Genomic DNA, 15,346 nt, shown 5'->3' on the forward strand with positions numbered 1-15,346 from the left:
GCAACACGGTCGAAAAACACCTGCTGCTAGAATCGAGCCTTCCCGTTTCCGCTTCTGTCCATCATGCTGCTCGACCTGCTCCGCCGTCCCCGCCTGCCCTTTGCGGTCCTCACCGTTGTGGTTTTCGGCCTCCTGGGTTACGGCCTCTATCTTCAGCATGTGGTCGGGCTCGTGCCCTGCCCCATGTGCATCATGCAGCGTTACGCCTTTGTCGTGGTCGGTCTGCTGGGCGCACTGGCGGCGGCCCACGGTAGCCGTGGGACAGGTCGCAAGGTCTGGGGTGCCCTGATCGGCGGTGTCGCCGTGGCCGGCATCGGCGTGGCCGCACGCCAGAGCTGGATTCAGCGCTTCCCGCCCGAAATTCCCGAATGCGGTCCGGGGCTGGAATACCTGATGGAGAGTTTTCCGCTGACCGAACTGCTGCCGATGATTTTCCAGGGCGAAGGGGAATGCACGGCCATCGACTGGAGCTTTCTCGGTCTGTCGATCGCCAACTGGTCCTTCGTGTGCTTTGCAGCGGTGATCATTTTCTCGCTGTGCATCATTTTTGGGCGCACGCACCAGAAGTAATCAATGCGCACCAAAGGTGCATCTTGCACCACGGCAGTGCAAAAAACCGCTGCCCTCATCTGTTCTACCCCTCAAAAGCCCCGAAAATCGGGGCTTTTTTACGTGGCACACCGCTTGCTAAGAGTTTCACCGTGCAGCGCACAAACGCGCTGGTCTGAAATTGAAAGGCATCAGGCACCCGGTTAACGGCGATCGGCTGCGATTCGAAATCACGAATGGTTTCGAGTGCCAACTTCACATGCAAGGATTGAACGATGAGCAAGCTGAAGCTGGTGATGGTCGGGAACGGGATGGCCGGTGTGCGCACCCTGGAAGAACTGATCAAGATCGCCCCCGGGATGTACGACATCACGGTGTTCGGGGCCGAACCGCACCCCAACTACAACCGCATCCTGCTCTCGCCGGTGCTGGCGGGCGAAATGACCATCCAGGACATCATTCTGAATGACCTGGACTGGTACAAGGACAACGATATCGATCTGCGCCTGAACAACAAGGTGGTCAAGATCGATCGCAAGGGCCGCAAGGTGGTGGCCGAGAACGGTGACGAGGTTGAATACGACCGCCTGCTGCTGGCCACCGGCTCGAACCCCTTCATGCTGCCGATCCCCGGCGCCGACCTGCCGGGCGTGATCGCCTATCGCGACATCGCCGACACCGACGCCATGATCGACGCGGCCGCCAACCACAAGCACGCTGTCGTGATCGGTGCCGGCCTGCTGGGTCTGGAAGCGGCCAACGGCCTGGCCCTGCGCGGCATGGACGTGACCGTGGTGCACATCTCCGACTGGATCATGGAGCGCCAGCTCGATGAAGTGGCCGCGAAGATGCTGCAGAAGTCGCTCGAAGAGAAGGGCCTCAAGTTCAAGCTGCCTGCCTTCACCGCCGAGTTGCAGAAGGGCGAGGACGGGCGCGTTTCCAAGGTGGTCTTCAAGGACGGCTCGTCCATCCCGGCCGACCTGGTGGTGATGGCCGCCGGTATCCGCCCGAACACCGCGCTGGCCGAATCGGCCGGCATCCACTGCGATCGCGGCATCGTGGTGAACGATACGCTGCAGACCTACGACCCGCGCGTGTATGCCGTGGGTGAGTGCGCCAACCACCGCGGCATCGCCTACGGTCTGGTGGCGCCACTGTTCGAGCAGGCCAAGGTGTGTGCGAACCACCTGGCCATGTACGGCATCGGCCGCTATGAAGGCTCGGTCACCTCCACCAAGCTCAAGGTCACCGGCATCGACGTGTTCTCTGCCGGCAATTTCAGCGGCGGCGAAGGCACCGAAGACATCGTGCTGCACGATCCGGGTGCGGGCGTGTACAAGCGCGTGGTGCTCAAGGACGACAAGCTGGTCGGCGCCGTGATGTACGGCGACACCAAGGACGGCGCCTGGTACTTCCAGATGCTCAAGGACGAGCAGGACATCTCCGAGTTGCGCGACCACTTGCTGTTCGGCAACAGCCACCTGGGCGACGCCGGCCACAAGGGCCAGAACTCGGCCTCCGCCATGCCCGACGAAGCCGAAGTGTGCGGCTGCAACGGTGTGTGCAAGGGCGACATCGTCAAGGCCATCAAGGCCAACGGCCTCTTTTCGCTCGACGAGGTGCGCAAGCACACCAAGGCCTCCAGTTCCTGCGGCTCCTGCACCGGACTGGTTGAGCAGATCCTGGCCTCCACCATTGGCGGCGCCTACACCCCGGCCGATTCCAACAACAAGGCGGTATGCGGCTGTACCGACTATTCGCACGGCGAAGTGCGTGCTGCCATCCGCGAGAACAAGCTGCTGTCCGCCCAGGCCGCCATGGACTTCATGCAGTGGAAGACCCCCAACGGCTGTTCGTCCTGCCGTCCGGCGCTCAACTACTACGTGATCTCCACCTGGCCCCATGAAGGCACGGACGATCCGCAGAGCCGCTTCATCAACGAGCGCGCCCACGCCAACATCCAGAAGGACGGCACCTACTCGGTGGTGCCCCGCATGCTCGGCGGCCTGACCACGCCGGACGAACTGCGCGCCATCGCCGATGCGGCCGACAAGTACCAGGTGCCGACCGTGAAGGTCACCGGCGGTCAGCGCATCGACCTGCTGGGCGTGAAGAAAGCCGATCTGCCGCTGATCTGGCACGACCTCAACAAGGCCGGCATGGTCTCCGGCCACGCCTATGGCAAGTCCATCCGCACGGTCAAAACCTGCGTCGGCGCCGAGCACTGCCGCTTCGGCACCCAGAAGTCCATGGAAATGGGCGTCAAGCTCGAGAAGATGCTGTTCGGCATGTGGAGCCCCCACAAGGTCAAGCTGGCCGTGTCCGGCTGCCCGCGCAACTGTGCCGAGGCCGGCATCAAGGACGTGGGCGTGATCGGCGTCGATTCCGGCTACGAGCTGTATGTGGCCGGCAACGGCGGCATCAAGACGGAAGTGGCGCAGTTCTTCTGCAAGGCCAAGACCGATGAAGAGGTGAAGGAAATCTCAGGCGCCTTCCTGCAGCTGTACCGCGAAGAGGGTTACTACCTGGAGCGCACCGTGCATTACGTGGAGCGCGTGGGCCTCGACTACGTGAAGTCGAAGGTGCTCGAGGATGCCGAGAACCGCAAGGCCCTGTACGAGCGCCTGCTGTTCGCCCTTCAGGGCTACAACGACCCGTGGGCCGACCGTGCCGAGAAGCCCGAGCTGCGCGCCGCGTTTGAAGATTTCGCCGTCTGATTGCCAAGGAATTGAAGACCATGAGTACCACCATCGACAACGCCACCTGGCACCAGATCTGCGCGCTGACCGACATTCCCGTGCTCGGCTCGCGCGTGGTCAGGACCGAGGCCCACGGCGACATCGCGATCTTCCGCAACCGCGAGGATGAAGTGTTTGCCATGCATGACAAGTGCCCGCACAAGGGCGGGCCGCTGTCCCAGGGCATCGTCTCCGGTCGCACCGTGATCTGCCCGCTGCACAACTGGAAGATCCAGATGGAAAACGGCGAAGCCGTGGCGCCGGACGTGGGTTGCACCAAACCGTTTGCCGTCAAGATCGAAGACGGCAACGTGCTGCTGCAAACCTAAGACCACACACAAGCCCCACCACAAGACCACAGCTGGCGCCGCCGACGCGGTGCCGGCAGGGGCTTCGTACGCCTGAGCAAGACGCTGAGGCAGAGAGCAAATCTTTTATATTCAAGAGGTTCCCCATGAGCCAGGAAAAATTCAATCTCCTGTCCTTTACCGGCAAGATGAAAATCCTCCACCTGTCGTGGATGGTCTTTTTCATCACCTTCTTCGTGTGGTTCAACCACGCGCCGCTGCTCGGTGCCATCGCCGCGTCCCTCGGGCTTGAGAAAGCCCAGGTCAAGACGCTGCTGATCCTCAACGTGGCGCTGACGATTCCCGCGCGGATCCTCATCGGCATGCTCACCGACAAATACGGCCCGCGCATCACCTATGCGGCGTTGCTGTTCGTCTCGAGCATCCCGTGTTTCATGTTCGCCATGGCCGACGACTTCGCCCAGGCCGCCATCGCCCGTTTCATGATGGGTTTCATCGGCGCCGGCTTCGTGGTCGGTATCCGCATGGTGAGCGAGTGGTTCCCGGCCAATGAGCTGGGCACCGCTGAGGGCATCTACGGCGGCTGGGGCAACTTCGGCTCCGCCGCCGCGGCCATGCTGCTGCCGACCATCGCGCTGCTGTTCGGTGGTGACGACGGCTGGCGCTACGCCATCGGCGTGACGGGCGCCCTGTCGCTGGTGTTCTCGTTCATCTGGTATCTGAACGTCTCCGACACCCCGAAGGGTTCGACCTACTTCAAGCCCAAGAAGAGCGGCGGCATGGAGGTGACCAGCAAAGGCGATTTCTACTTCCTGCTGCTCATGAAGATCCCGATGTACGCGGCCCTGGCCGTCCTTACCTGGAAGCTCTCTCCGGCCGGCGTGACGCTCATTTCCGAAGCGGCGGCCAACGGCATCTACATCGCCCTGATCGCCATCTTCATCTACGACTGCTACGGCGCGTGGCGGGTCAACCAGGAGATCTTCCACACCCCCGTGCCCGAGATGCATCGCTACAAGTTCAAGCAGGTGGCCGTGCTCAACGTGCTGTATTTCGCCACCTTCGGCTCCGAACTGGCCGTGGTTTCCATGCTGCCGCTGTTCTTCTCCGAAACCTTCGGTCTGGACCCGGTCAAGGCCGGTCTTGTGGCCTCGGCCTACGCCTTCATGAACCTGATGTCGCGCCCGGGAGGCGGCTGGATCTCCGACCGTTTCGGTCGCAAGAAGACGCTGCTGATTCTCACGGCCGGTCTGGCCGGCGGTTACGCCCTGATGGCCATGACCAACGCCAGCTGGCCGCTGTGGGTGGCCGTGGTCGTCGCCATGGCCTGCTCGTTCTTCGTGCAGGCCGGGGAAGGCGCCGTGTTCGCCGCCGTGCCGCTGATCAAGCGCCGCCTGACCGGGCAGATCGCCGGCATGACCGGGGCCTATGGCAACGTGGGCGCCGTGATCTACCTGACCGTGCTGTCGATGGTCAGCTACCAGGCCTTCTTCCTGGTGATTGCGGCCACCGCCGTGGTGGGCTTCATCGCCCTGCTGGCCATGGAAGAACCCAAGGGGCACATGGCCGAAATCAAGGATGACGGCACCGTCGAACTGATCAATGTAGGTTGAGGGAGGGCGCGCGTCCGCCGAGCCCCGGCCCGGTCTCCTCCACCGGGGCACGGCATCACGCGCGATGACAAGGCAAGGGCGGCCCTCGGGTCGCCCGCGCCATTTCCGGGGGCACGACCACGGGGTTATGCTTGCCCCGTCAGCATCCCACCATCATGGACACACACCCATGAGCACCGAGCTCGAAGTCCGCTTTGGCGGCACATCCCAACCCGGGGTCAAGGCGGTCAATCAGGACGCCTTCGCCGCCTTGCTGCCGCCCGAGCGGAATGAGCGCGCACTCAAGGGGGCGATCGCGGTCATCTGCGATGGCGTGAGCAGCGGCAAGGAATCCGAAGTGGCCAGCCAGATGGCGGTCACCGGTTTCATCGACGACTACCTGGCCACGCCGCCCAACTGGGGCGTGAACAAGGCCGCCGGCACGGTGCTGCGCCAGCTGAACCAATGGGTCTATCGGCAGAACGCGTCGCGCCACCAGAGCCGCGACAGCATGCTCACCACCATCTCCGCCGCCATCATCAAGTCGAACACCCTGCATGTATTTCACGCGGGCGACTCGCGCGTGTGGCTGCTGCGCGGCACATCGCTCGAATGCCTCACCCGTGACCACGTGCTGCGCGAGGGCGGACGCGAATACCTCGCCCGCGCCCTCGGGGCCGACACCCATCTGGAAGTCGACTACGTGAACCGCGAGTTGCAACCTGGCGACACGCTGCTGCTCACCACCGACGGGGTGCATGGCTTCGTCAGCAACTCACGCATGCTCGAGCTGATGCTCCAGTACCGGGATCTTGAAGAAGCCGCCAGGGTGCTGGCCGGAGAGGCGCTCGCCAACGGCTCGGACGACAATGTGTCGGCGCTGGTCGTCGCCATCGACGAGCTGCCTTTCGAAACCCTCGAAGAAACCCATCGCCGGCTCATGCAGCGGCCGATTCCGCCGGTGCTTGAAGCGGGCAACAAGATCGACGGCTTCGAGGTGCTGGATGTCATCTTCTCCGGCACGCGCAGTCACATGTACCGTGTCAAGGACATCGAGTCCGGTGCCCACTACGTGCTCAAGGCGCCGTCCGAGAATTTCACCGAAGATGCCCTGTATCTGGACGGTTTCATCCGCGAGGAGTGGGTTGGCCAGCGTATCGATCACCCCAATGTGATGAAGACCTACCCGAGCCCGCGGGAGAAGCAGTTCATGTATTACCTGGGCGAACACGTCGAGGGCATGAACCTGCGCGAGTGGATGCAGGACAACCCCAATCCGCCACTCGATGCCGTGCGCGCGCTGGTCAGGCAGATCATTGCCGGACTGCGGGCTTTCCAGCGGGCCGACATGGTGCATCAGGATCTCAAGCCCGAGAACATCATGATCAACCGCGACGGCCGGGTGAAGATCCTCGACTTCGGCACCGTGCTGATCTTCGGGACCGACGAAATTGCCTCGCCCCTGGACAAATCGGTCCCCCAGGGCAGCGTGAATTATGTGGCCCCGGAATACCTCATGGGCGAAACCGGCAGCTTCAAGGCCGACCTGTTTTCGCTGGCGGTGATCGTGTACGAAATGATCACCGGCGCCCTGCCCTTCGATGAACCGTCGATCAAGCGGGTGAGCATCAAGTCCTACAACGAGTACCAGTACATCCCGGCCCGCCAGCGCCGGCGCGACCTCCCCGTCTGGGTCGAAGGCTGCCTGACCAAGGCCTGCCAGCCCAACCCGGCCAATCGTTACGACGCATTCTCGGAATTCGAGAAGGACCTCACCGTCCCCAATCCCCTACTCGAGGCGGGCATGCGCAAGAAGCCGCTGATCGAGAAAGACCCCGTGCTGTTCTGGAAGGTGCTCGCGCTGATGCTGCTGGTGGCCAATCTGGTTCAGGTCGCCTTCCATCACTGAACCCATGGCATGGCGCTTGCTTCGTATTCTGTGGGGAGCGGTTGGGAACGCTGACGGGCACCCGCCCGGCACGCGAAACCCGCTCGAAAACAGAACACAGAGAGAGCACCATGGACCTGTCCGTTTCCAGCATTGTGCTGGTCGCCAAGCAGCAGGAGATCGCTGAACTCAAGCGCCTTGAATCGCGCGCCCAGCTCGTCGGCGATATCGGCCACCTGATTCACTATCTGCAAAGCGAGCGTGGCGCATCCAGCCTGTTCCTGGCCTCGGGCGGCAAACGATTCGGTGATGTCCGCGCAGGCTTGATGGCATCGGCCGTCAAGCGCGAAACACATCTTCGCCAGAGCTTCCGGACCCAGCTCGAAGAAGGCCATCGCAGCGGAGCAAAACTGTATTCGCTGATGGCCTGGGTCCTCCTCGGGCTTGACCACCTGCCCGCGCTGCGCGCCCAGGTCGACGCCCAGCAGCTCACACCGGACGCCGCCGTGGCCGCCTACAGCCGGCTCATCGGCGGGCTCTCGTCGCTGATCTTCGAAGTAGCCGAAACCACCATCGACCCCAGCATCTCGCGCTCGCTGGTGGCCCTCTTTAACTTCGTTCAGGGCAAGGAGCTGGCCGGTCAGGAGCGCGCCGTGGGCGCGGCCATTTTCGCCTCGGGCAAGAACGACAGGACCCACCAGAAACAGCTGGGCGAACTCATCAGTGCGCAGGAGCGCAACTTCCAGGTGTTCTGCGAGTTCGCCGACGAGACCTCGGTGGCCATGTGGCACGAGATCCATGCCGCGTCCTATCTGCTGACCATCGAGCGGATGCGCCGGGTACTGATCAGCACCGAGTCTCAGCTCGATCCCGACCTGAGCGACACCTGGTTCGCCAGCTGTTCCGACCGCCTCGCCGCCATGTGGTCCCTGCAGTGCATTCAGGTCGATCGGCTCAAGAACGAGTGTGCCCGCCTGATCGCCGATGCCGAGCGCAACCTGCTCGACGTCGAAGGTCTGTTGCGCGACCTCAAGGACAGCCCGCCGCCCGATGCCGGCCTGGCCAACCGCTTTTTCGATCCGAACATCCCCATCGACCAGGCATTGCGCTTCACCCCGCGCGAAGGCAACGCCCCCGTGATCGAGCGCTCCATCATCGACGTGCTGCAGGCCCAGTCCGAGCGCATCGCCAAGATGGAATCCGAACTCGATCATGCCCGCCGCGCCCTGCAGGAGCGCAAGCTCATCGAGCGCGCCAAGGGCGTGCTCATGGCCCGCTTCGAGATGACCGAGGAAGCGGCCTACAAAATGCTGCAGAAAACCTCCATGGACCAGAACCGCCGCCTGGCCGACGTGGCCGAGGCAGTGCTGGCCCTGCCCGCCTTCTTCACCCCTCAGCCCTCCAACGTGCGGCCGGAGCTGCAGTAAAACGACGCACCATTTCAGTGATCAAGCACTGCCGTGGTGCGCTCCGCACCAACGAGGTCGCTACGGATCTGCGGCAGGAACTGCGGATACTCCCGCTGGATGAAGTCGACCATGCCCTCGCGCACCCGGCAGCGCAGATCCCAGGCTTTGGGGGCGTCGGGCGCGCTCACCAGGGCGCGTAGCTGAATGGCCCGGTCGCTGGCGTCGACCACCTGAATCAGCTGCGCCCGCCCATCCCATTCGGGGGCCGTCTCGCACAGGCGCTTGAGCTCGTCGCGCATGGGCTGCAGCGGCATGCGGTAATCCACCCACCAGTGCACACCGCCAATGAGCTGCGAGCTGTCGCGCGTCCAGTTCTGGAACGGGGTTTCGATGAAGTAGTTGAGCGGCACCACCAGGCGGCGCTCGTCCCACACGCGCACCACCACGTAGGTGGAAAAGATCTGCTCGATCCAGCCCCACTCGTTTTCCACGATCACCACATCACCGATGCGGATCGGCTGCGTGAGCGCAATCTGCAGGCCGGCCAGCAGGTTCGACAGCACCGGCCGGGCGGCAAAACCGATCACCAGCCCCGCGACCCCGGCCGAGGCCATCATGCTGGCGCCGATCTGGCGCACACCGGGAAAGGTCATCAGCATGCCGGCCACGCCCACCAGCCCGATCAGAAACCCGAGAATCCTCACCAGCACCCGCGTCTGCGTCTGCACACGGCGCGCGTGATATTCCCCGCGACCGTTGCCGTCACCGTAGTTGTCGAGCACACCGGCTCCCACGCTGCGCACGGCCGCCACCGCCACCCAGGTCAGTCCGCCGATGAGTAGCAGCAAGGCCCCGTGGCGCACCTCCTCGATGGCCACCAGGTCATCCGGCGACACATTGAACAAGGCCGTGAGCCCGGCCGCGATGAGCGTCCAGCGCATGGGGCCGCGTGTGCCGTTGACCAGGGCGTGCATCAGCGGCACGGGTCGCGTCACCCGTGTGAGCGCGAAGTGCAGTGCGACATGAATCATCCCCATCGCGACGATCACCAGCGCCACCACCACCAGCGTGGTGACCCAGGGATGCGACGAGGTGTCGATCAGGGCTTCGACCTTGCCCAGTTCCAGCGGCAGTTCTTCTTCCATTGAGGCGTCCTTTGGCGTGGCCCCGGGCCTGCCATTTTTTTGCGATGCAATAAATGGGGTCGCTTTGGCGCGCGAAGGTTCCGCAAAAGATGAAGGCCATGCCACACGGGACAATCAACCGCCCCGGCGAAACTGCGCGAAGTGCGCGTTGTCGGACCCGTGAGCGCAACGCACACATCACTGACGGAGAGTCAATGAGCGAGCATGCCCACGATCAGCAATACGAAAAGAACAGCCTGAGCCTCGGTGGCGCTGTCGCCATGGGCACCGGCGTCATGATCGGCGCCGGCATATTCGCGCTCACCGGGCAGGTGGCTGAACTTGCCGGCGTGTGGTTTCCACTGGCCTTCCTCGCCGCGGCCGTGGTCGCCGGATTCAGCGCCTACTCCTACGTGAAGATGGCCAACGCCTACCCCTCGGCGGGCGGCATCGCCATGTTTCTCAGGAAGGCCTATGGGCGCAGCGTCATGACCGGCGCCTGCGCCCTGCTCATGTACTTTTCCATGGTCATCAACGAGTCGCTGGTGGCCCGAACTTTCGGCACCTACGCACTGGAGCTCTTCGACGTGGGCAAGCCCGAATGGCTGGTGGTCACCCTGGCCGTCGGCCTGCTGGTGGTGGCCCTTCTGGTCAACATCCTGAGCAACAGCGTGATTGAGCGCCTGTCGTATCTGACCGCGTTTCTCAAGATCGGCGGTATCGCGGTCTTCGCCGTGGGCGGGCTGTGGGCCGCAGGGCTGTCCGTGGGCAGTCTGACCGCTCAGGGCAGTGGAGCAACCCCCGGCAGTTTCCTGGGTGCCACCGCGCTGGCCCTGCTGGCGTTCAAGGGATTCACCACCATCACCAACAGCGGCGGTGAAATCACCGACCCGCACCGAAACGTGGGACGGGCCATCATCATTGCCCTGCTCATCTGTCTGGCGCTCTATCTGCTGGTGAGCGTCGCCGTGGGTGCCAATCTGAGCATCGACGCGATCATCCAGGCGCGAGACTACGCGCTGGCCGAAGCCGCACGACCCGCCTTCGGCGACGCCGGACTGTGGTTCACCGTCGTATTCGCCATCATCGCCACCGTCTCGGGCGTCATCGCCAGCGTATTTGCCGTCTCGAGGATGCTGGCCATGCTCACGGACATGGAACTGGTGCCGCACCGCCATTTCGGCATGCCGGGCGATATCCAGAAGCACACCCTGGTCTACACCGTGGTGTTTGCCATCGTGCTGACCCTCTTCTTCGACCTGAGCCGCATCGCCGCGCTGGGGGCGATCTTCTACATCATCATGGACATGGCCATCCACTGGGGCATCCTCCGTCACGTCCGGGACGACATCGACGCGGCCCGCTGGGTCTTGATCACTGCGCTCGTCCTCGACGCCGTGCTTCTGGTGGCACTGATCGCCGTCAAGGCCAGCGACGACAGGGTCGTCATTTACGCGGCCGTCGCCGGACTGGCGATCATTTTTGCCGGCGAGCGCCTGTTCCTGCGCCATCACCCCGGCGAGGACTAGACGCCCGTGCAGCGGCCGATTGCGCTACTCTGTGGTCAGACGCCGGTTTTACCAACTCTCAATCACGAATGGAGAAGCATCATGGCAAGTGAGGGCTATCACGAACCGATCGAGGAGCTGAGCGACGAGACCCGCGACATGCACCGGGCCATCGTATCTTTGATGGAAGAGCTTGAAGCCGTCGATTGGTATCAACAGCGCGTGGACGCCTGTAAAGACCCGGATCTGAAGGCCATCCTGGAGCACAACCGTGACGAAGAGAAAGAACACGCCGCGATGGTGCTCGAATGGATCCGCCGCCGCGACAAGAAGTTCGACCACGAACTGAAAGACTGGCTGTTCACCGACAAGTCGCTCAGCCACGGCGACGGTCACGACCATTGATCGAACCGGCATGGGAGCGCTGAGCGCGGTGCTCCCGCCGCAACCGGCCGTGGCTCCTGCCGAGGCAGTCTCCCTGTGGCGGTTGTGGATCGATGGCACTGCAGCGCCCAACCCGGGCGCGCTCGGGATGGGCGTGGTGCTTGAAGCACCGGACGGCAGCACTCGCCGCGAGTCACTGCGCGGGCGTCACGGATGCAGCAACGCGGCGGAACTTCACGCACTGATCCATGGACTTGCGCTCGCGCGCGACGCCGGGATCACCGCCCTGACGATCTTCAGCGACAGCGACTTCGTCGTCCGACATGTTGGCGGCGAACACCAGACGCGCTCGGAAAGGCTTCGGGAGCTGGTGCTCGATGCCAGAAAAGCACTGCACGCCTTCGAGCACGCTGAACTTTTCTGGATCCCGCGTCACCGCAACAGCGAGGCAGACACACTGGCCCGAGGGGCGCTCGGCCTGGCGCCCAAGCCGGCGAACCGGCCGATTTCGCGAAAGCGCCGGCCTTAGCCCTGCCGTCGGCTACTTCATGACCTGAATGATCTGAGCGCCAAGCTGGTACTTGCCTTCCTCGGTGCGATGGCAACGCTTGACCTCGACCCGCACATGCAGCGGCGGGCGCTCGATGCCGCCATCGGGCTGATGCACCAGCACATCGAGCACTTCCGAGATACGCGGCACGTAATCGGTTTCGAGCGTCAGCCCACCCGGGCTGATCTCAAGACAGGCCGCCTCGTAGCGCTGGGTCTGGTTGGGCGGCTGGATCAGGGCGTCACAGCCGAGCGGAATGCGCCGGGAGGTGCGGCGGTCATCGCGAGCAGAGGTCATATCTCTCCACAATCAGGCAGAACGCGAACCGATTTTCGCGTTATCCGAAAGACTATCGGCACAATCGCGACGAGCTTCAACCCGAATACACGCCATGCGTGAAAAAAAACCGGCCCAGTGGGCCGGTGAAGCAGAGAGCAAACTGATTGCAAGTTCGTTTGCTGAGGTACTTCGGGGTGCGCTCAGTGGTTGTCACATTCCTCGAGGAAGGTGAGCAACTCTTCACGCAAGCGGTAGTAGTCCGGATGCTCGAGCAGCATCTTGCGGGTGCGCGGGCGCGGCAGATCCACTTCGAGGATCTTGCCGACCTTGGCGTTGGGGCCATTGGTCATCATCACCACGCGATCGGCCAGCAGAATGGCCTCGTCCACGTCGTGGGTGATCACCATGGCGGTGAGCTGTTCGCGGCTCCACACGTCCATCAGCACTTCCTGCAGATCCCAGCGGGTCAGCGAGTCGAGCATGCCGAAGGGCTCGTCGAGCAGCAGCAGCTTGGGCGACAGGGCAAACGCACGGGCGATACCCACACGCTGCTTCATGCCGTTGGACAGCTCGGCCGCCTTCTTGTGCACGGCATCGGCCAGTCCGATCCGCGCCAGGAAGTGCATGACGATATCGTGGCGTTCCTGCCGGGTGGCGTGCGGATAGACCTGCTCCACACCCAGCGCCACATTGTCGTAGGCCGACAGCCAGGGAATCAGGCTGGGGGCCTGAAACACGATGCCCCGGTCCGGACCGGCGCCATCCACTTCCCGGTTGTCGAGCAGCGCTGCGCCACTGGAGATCGGGTTGAGACCGGCCACCATCGACAGCACGGTGGATTTGCCGCAACCGGAATGGCCGATCACGGAGATGAATTCGCCCTTGCGGATGCGCAGGTCGAAGTCTTCCACCACGGTGAGCGGGCCTTTCTTGGTCGGATAGACCTTGCAGACCTTGGAGAACTCCACGTAGCGGTCGTAGTGCGGCAGCTCGGTCGCATCGGCCGCGCTGGCCGAACCCGGCCGCAGATCCTTGTTGATCCCGCCGATGTATTCACTGCTCGTGTTCGGCAGGATGTTCGGCTTGGCCACCACGTCGCCGGCCTCGGCGGCCTGCTCGGCACCGACGCGCATCAGGTACTCGGTCACTTCCTTGCGCAGGCGCTTGAACTCCGGATCGTGGTTCATCGCAGTACGGTCGCGCGGACGCGGCAGATCGATGACGAACTCGGGGCCGAAGGTGGCGCCGGGGCCCGGGTTGAGCGGGATGATGCGGTCGGCCATGATCAGGCCCTCATCCACATCGTTGGTGATGAGGATGACGGTCTTCTTCTCCTTGTTCCAGATCTCCAGGATCTCGTCCTGGAGATTGGCCCGGGTCAGGGCGTCGAGCGCCGAGAGCGGCTCATCGAGCAGCAGGATCTCGGGGCTGGCCGACAGGGCGCGCGCCACGTTCACCCGCTGGCGCATGCCGCCGGAGAGCTCTGCCGGACGGCGATCGACCGCGTGCGACAGGCTGACCATGTCGATGTACTTCTCGACGCGGCCCTTGCGCTCAGCGGCAGACAGGTCGGGGAAGATCTGATCCACGGCCAGCGCCACGTTCTGGCGCACGGTCATCCACGGCATCAGCGAGTAGTTCTGGAACACCACGCCGCGGTCGGGCCCGGGCTCGGTGACCTTCTTGCCCTTGAGCACCACCTCGCCCCCGTCGGCCTCGATGAGGCCGGCGATCAGCGAAATGAGCGTGGTCTTGCCACTGCCGGAGAAACCCACGATGGCGACAAACTCGCCCTCGCGGATGCTGAGATTGATGTCCTTGAGCACGCAGGTTTCATTGGCGCCGCTGCCGTAGCTCTTGGACAGGTTCTTCACTTCCAGGAAGGCCGGCGCCGTGGGCGCCACCGTGCGCAGCTCGGGCGAGCTGAGCACGGCTTCTTCCTTTTTCACGGGTAATGCATTCATCACGGTGTCCTCAATTCGATGGGCAGCGTCTTACTGCTCGTTTTCACCAAAGCTCACGAGCAATTGCAGCGTGTGCATGATGCGGTCGAGCAGGAAGCCCACGAAACCGATGGTGAACACCGCCACCATGATGCGGCCCAGCGAGTGGGAGGAACCGTTCTGGAACTCGTCCCAGACGAACTTGCCCAGGCCCGGGTTCTGCGCCAGCATCTCGGCGGCGATCAGCACCATCCAGCCCACCCCGAGGGACAGGCGCAGACCGGTGAAGATCAGCTTGAGCGAGGACGGCAGCACGATCTTGGTGACCTTGGTCCACCAGGACAGGCGCAGCACCTTGGCCACGTTGATCAGGTCCTTGTCGATGGAGGCCACACCCACCGCGGTGTTGATCAGGGTCGGCCACAGGGAACACAGGGTCACGGTGATGGCCGAGACGATGAAGCTCTTTGAAAACATCGGGTCGGCAGACACATACACCGCGCTGACCACCAGGGTCACGATCGGCAGCCAGGCCAGCGGCGAGACCGGGCGGAAGATCTGGATGAGCGGGTTGACCGCGGTCTGCACCATCTTGGACAGGCCGCACAGAATGCCCAGCGGCACGGCGATCAGGGTACCGATCGCAAAGCCGGTGAACACCGTGTAGAGGCTGGTCACGATCTGGTCGAAATAGGTCGGCTTGCCGGTATAGGGACGAATGCTCACCTCGGCCTGGGGGTTGCGCTCCAGGATGGCGGCGTTGCGCTTTTCCTGACGCTCGTAGAAGGCCACGGCCTTCTCGCGTTCGGCGTGATGCTCATCGATCAGGCCGATGGCCTCTTCCCACACCTGCGCCGGACCGGGAATCGCGCCCAGGGAGGTCTGCACGCCCGAGGCGGCCACATGCCACACGCCGAGGAACAAAGCCATGGCGATGATCGGCACGCCGATCATCATGAGAATGTTCTTGATCTGCGCGCTGGGGTCATCGCCCTGCACCAGTCGAACGAAAGGAACAAACCAGGTCAGCCCGGTCTTGTTCAGGAAGTTTGCGGTTGCGTTCAGCATGATTTT

13 protein-coding genes are annotated in these 15,346 nt (G+C 63.4%); 9 read left to right on the forward strand and 4 right to left on the reverse strand.

The window, feature by feature from the left end; translation table 11 throughout:
• Positions 1-63 precede the first annotated feature (63 nt).
• From J0W34_RS17920 to J0W34_RS17945, 6 genes are all read left to right on the forward strand, one after another.
• Positions 64-570 (forward strand): disulfide bond formation protein B, encoded by a 507-nt coding sequence (locus J0W34_RS17920; protein WP_227816619.1) that lies wholly within the window; start codon positions 64-66, stop codon positions 568-570.
• A gap of 254 nt (positions 571-824) precedes the next feature.
• Complete coding sequence (nirB, locus tag J0W34_RS17925) at positions 825-3,266, forward strand: nitrite reductase large subunit NirB (protein WP_227816620.1); 2,442 nt, start codon at positions 825-827, stop codon at positions 3,264-3,266.
• Between the two features lie 20 nt (positions 3,267-3,286).
• Complete coding sequence (nirD, locus tag J0W34_RS17930) at positions 3,287-3,616, forward strand: nitrite reductase small subunit NirD (RefSeq protein ID WP_227816621.1); 330 nt, start codon at positions 3,287-3,289, stop codon at positions 3,614-3,616.
• A 125-nt stretch (positions 3,617-3,741) separates the two neighbouring features.
• The gene (locus J0W34_RS17935) at positions 3,742-5,208 is read left to right on the forward strand and encodes a NarK family nitrate/nitrite MFS transporter (protein WP_227816622.1); all 1,467 of its coding nucleotides are present in this window, start codon (positions 3,742-3,744) and stop codon (positions 5,206-5,208) included.
• Positions 5,209-5,377: 169 nt separating this feature from the next.
• The gene (locus J0W34_RS17940) at positions 5,378-7,096 is read left to right on the forward strand and encodes a bifunctional protein-serine/threonine kinase/phosphatase (protein ID WP_230969690.1); all 1,719 of its coding nucleotides are present in this window, start codon (positions 5,378-5,380) and stop codon (positions 7,094-7,096) included.
• A gap of 110 nt (positions 7,097-7,206) precedes the next feature.
• Positions 7,207-8,502: a nitrate regulatory protein gene (locus J0W34_RS17945; protein ID WP_230969691.1), complete on the forward strand. Its 1,296-nt coding sequence runs from the start codon at positions 7,207-7,209 to the stop codon at positions 8,500-8,502.
• Between the two features lie 14 nt (positions 8,503-8,516).
• Here the strand turns inward: J0W34_RS17945 and J0W34_RS17950 are convergent, their stop codons facing one another.
• Positions 8,517-9,629 carry a mechanosensitive ion channel family protein gene (locus J0W34_RS17950; RefSeq protein ID WP_230969692.1) on the reverse strand — a complete coding sequence of 371 codons (1,113 nt, stop codon included), beginning with the start codon at positions 9,627-9,629 and terminating at the stop codon, positions 8,517-8,519.
• A gap of 194 nt (positions 9,630-9,823) precedes the next feature.
• On the opposite strand from J0W34_RS17950, the gene J0W34_RS17955 reads away from it, so the two are divergent.
• The 3 genes from J0W34_RS17955 to J0W34_RS17965 all read left to right on the forward strand — a co-directional run bounded on the left by J0W34_RS17955 (position 9,824) and on the right by J0W34_RS17965 (position 12,029).
• Positions 9,824-11,137 carry an APC family permease gene (locus tag J0W34_RS17955; RefSeq protein WP_230969693.1) on the forward strand — a complete coding sequence of 438 codons (1,314 nt, stop codon included), beginning with the start codon at positions 9,824-9,826 and terminating at the stop codon, positions 11,135-11,137.
• 81 nt (positions 11,138-11,218) lie between these two features.
• Positions 11,219-11,521, forward strand: a complete 303-nt coding sequence (locus J0W34_RS17960; RefSeq protein WP_230969694.1) for a ferritin-like domain-containing protein — start codon at positions 11,219-11,221, stop codon at positions 11,519-11,521.
• A gap of 10 nt (positions 11,522-11,531) precedes the next feature.
• Positions 11,532-12,029 carry a ribonuclease HI family protein gene (locus J0W34_RS17965; protein WP_230969695.1) on the forward strand — a complete coding sequence of 166 codons (498 nt, stop codon included), beginning with the start codon at positions 11,532-11,534 and terminating at the stop codon, positions 12,027-12,029.
• A gap of 12 nt (positions 12,030-12,041) precedes the next feature.
• Here the strand turns inward: J0W34_RS17965 and J0W34_RS17970 are convergent, their stop codons facing one another.
• From J0W34_RS17970 to J0W34_RS17980, 3 genes are all read right to left on the reverse strand, one after another.
• Entirely contained in the window at positions 12,042-12,347 is a 306-nt protein-coding gene (locus J0W34_RS17970) for a PilZ domain-containing protein (RefSeq protein ID WP_227816629.1), read from the reverse strand.
• A 182-nt stretch (positions 12,348-12,529) separates the two neighbouring features.
• Positions 12,530-14,293, reverse strand: coding sequence for an ABC transporter ATP-binding protein (locus J0W34_RS17975; protein WP_230969696.1), 1,764 nt, complete (start codon positions 14,291-14,293; stop codon positions 12,530-12,532).
• A 30-nt stretch (positions 14,294-14,323) separates the two neighbouring features.
• Positions 14,324-15,340, reverse strand: coding sequence for an ABC transporter permease (locus tag J0W34_RS17980; RefSeq protein WP_230969697.1), 1,017 nt, complete (start codon positions 15,338-15,340; stop codon positions 14,324-14,326).
• Between the last annotated feature and the right edge of the window lie 6 nt (positions 15,341-15,346).

The sequence above is a fragment of the Nitrogeniibacter aestuarii genome (assembly GCF_017309585.1).
GTDB classification, from domain to species: domain Bacteria; phylum Pseudomonadota; class Gammaproteobacteria; order Burkholderiales; family Rhodocyclaceae; genus Nitrogeniibacter; species Nitrogeniibacter aestuarii.

What these genes read in the sequence shown, in the direction of transcription:
- nirB (WP_227816620.1), top strand. Translation starts at nt 825, where the DNA reads ATGAGCAAGCTGAAGCTGGTGATGGTCGGGAACGGGATGGCCGGTGTG.
- J0W34_RS17945 (WP_230969691.1), top strand. Translation starts at nt 7,207, where the DNA reads ATGGACCTGTCCGTTTCCAGCATTGTGCTGGTCGCCAAGCAGCAGGAG.
- J0W34_RS17920 (WP_227816619.1), top strand. Translation starts at nt 64, where the DNA reads ATGCTGCTCGACCTGCTCCGCCGTCCCCGCCTGCCCTTTGCGGTCCTC.
- J0W34_RS17960 (WP_230969694.1), top strand. Translation starts at nt 11,219, where the DNA reads ATGGCAAGTGAGGGCTATCACGAACCGATCGAGGAGCTGAGCGACGAG.
- J0W34_RS17950 (WP_230969692.1), bottom strand. Translation starts at nt 9,629, where the DNA reads ATGGAAGAAGAACTGCCGCTGGAACTGGGCAAGGTCGAAGCCCTGATC.
- J0W34_RS17955 (WP_230969693.1), top strand. Translation starts at nt 9,824, where the DNA reads ATGAGCGAGCATGCCCACGATCAGCAATACGAAAAGAACAGCCTGAGC.
- J0W34_RS17940 (WP_230969690.1), top strand. Translation starts at nt 5,378, where the DNA reads ATGAGCACCGAGCTCGAAGTCCGCTTTGGCGGCACATCCCAACCCGGG.
- J0W34_RS17970 (WP_227816629.1), bottom strand. Translation starts at nt 12,347, where the DNA reads ATGACCTCTGCTCGCGATGACCGCCGCACCTCCCGGCGCATTCCGCTC.
- J0W34_RS17980 (WP_230969697.1), bottom strand. Translation starts at nt 15,340, where the DNA reads ATGCTGAACGCAACCGCAAACTTCCTGAACAAGACCGGGCTGACCTGG.
- nirD (WP_227816621.1), top strand. Translation starts at nt 3,287, where the DNA reads ATGAGTACCACCATCGACAACGCCACCTGGCACCAGATCTGCGCGCTG.
- J0W34_RS17975 (WP_230969696.1), bottom strand. Translation starts at nt 14,293, where the DNA reads ATGAATGCATTACCCGTGAAAAAGGAAGAAGCCGTGCTCAGCTCGCCC.
- J0W34_RS17935 (WP_227816622.1), top strand. Translation starts at nt 3,742, where the DNA reads ATGAGCCAGGAAAAATTCAATCTCCTGTCCTTTACCGGCAAGATGAAA.
- J0W34_RS17965 (WP_230969695.1), top strand. Translation starts at nt 11,532, where the DNA reads ATGGGAGCGCTGAGCGCGGTGCTCCCGCCGCAACCGGCCGTGGCTCCT.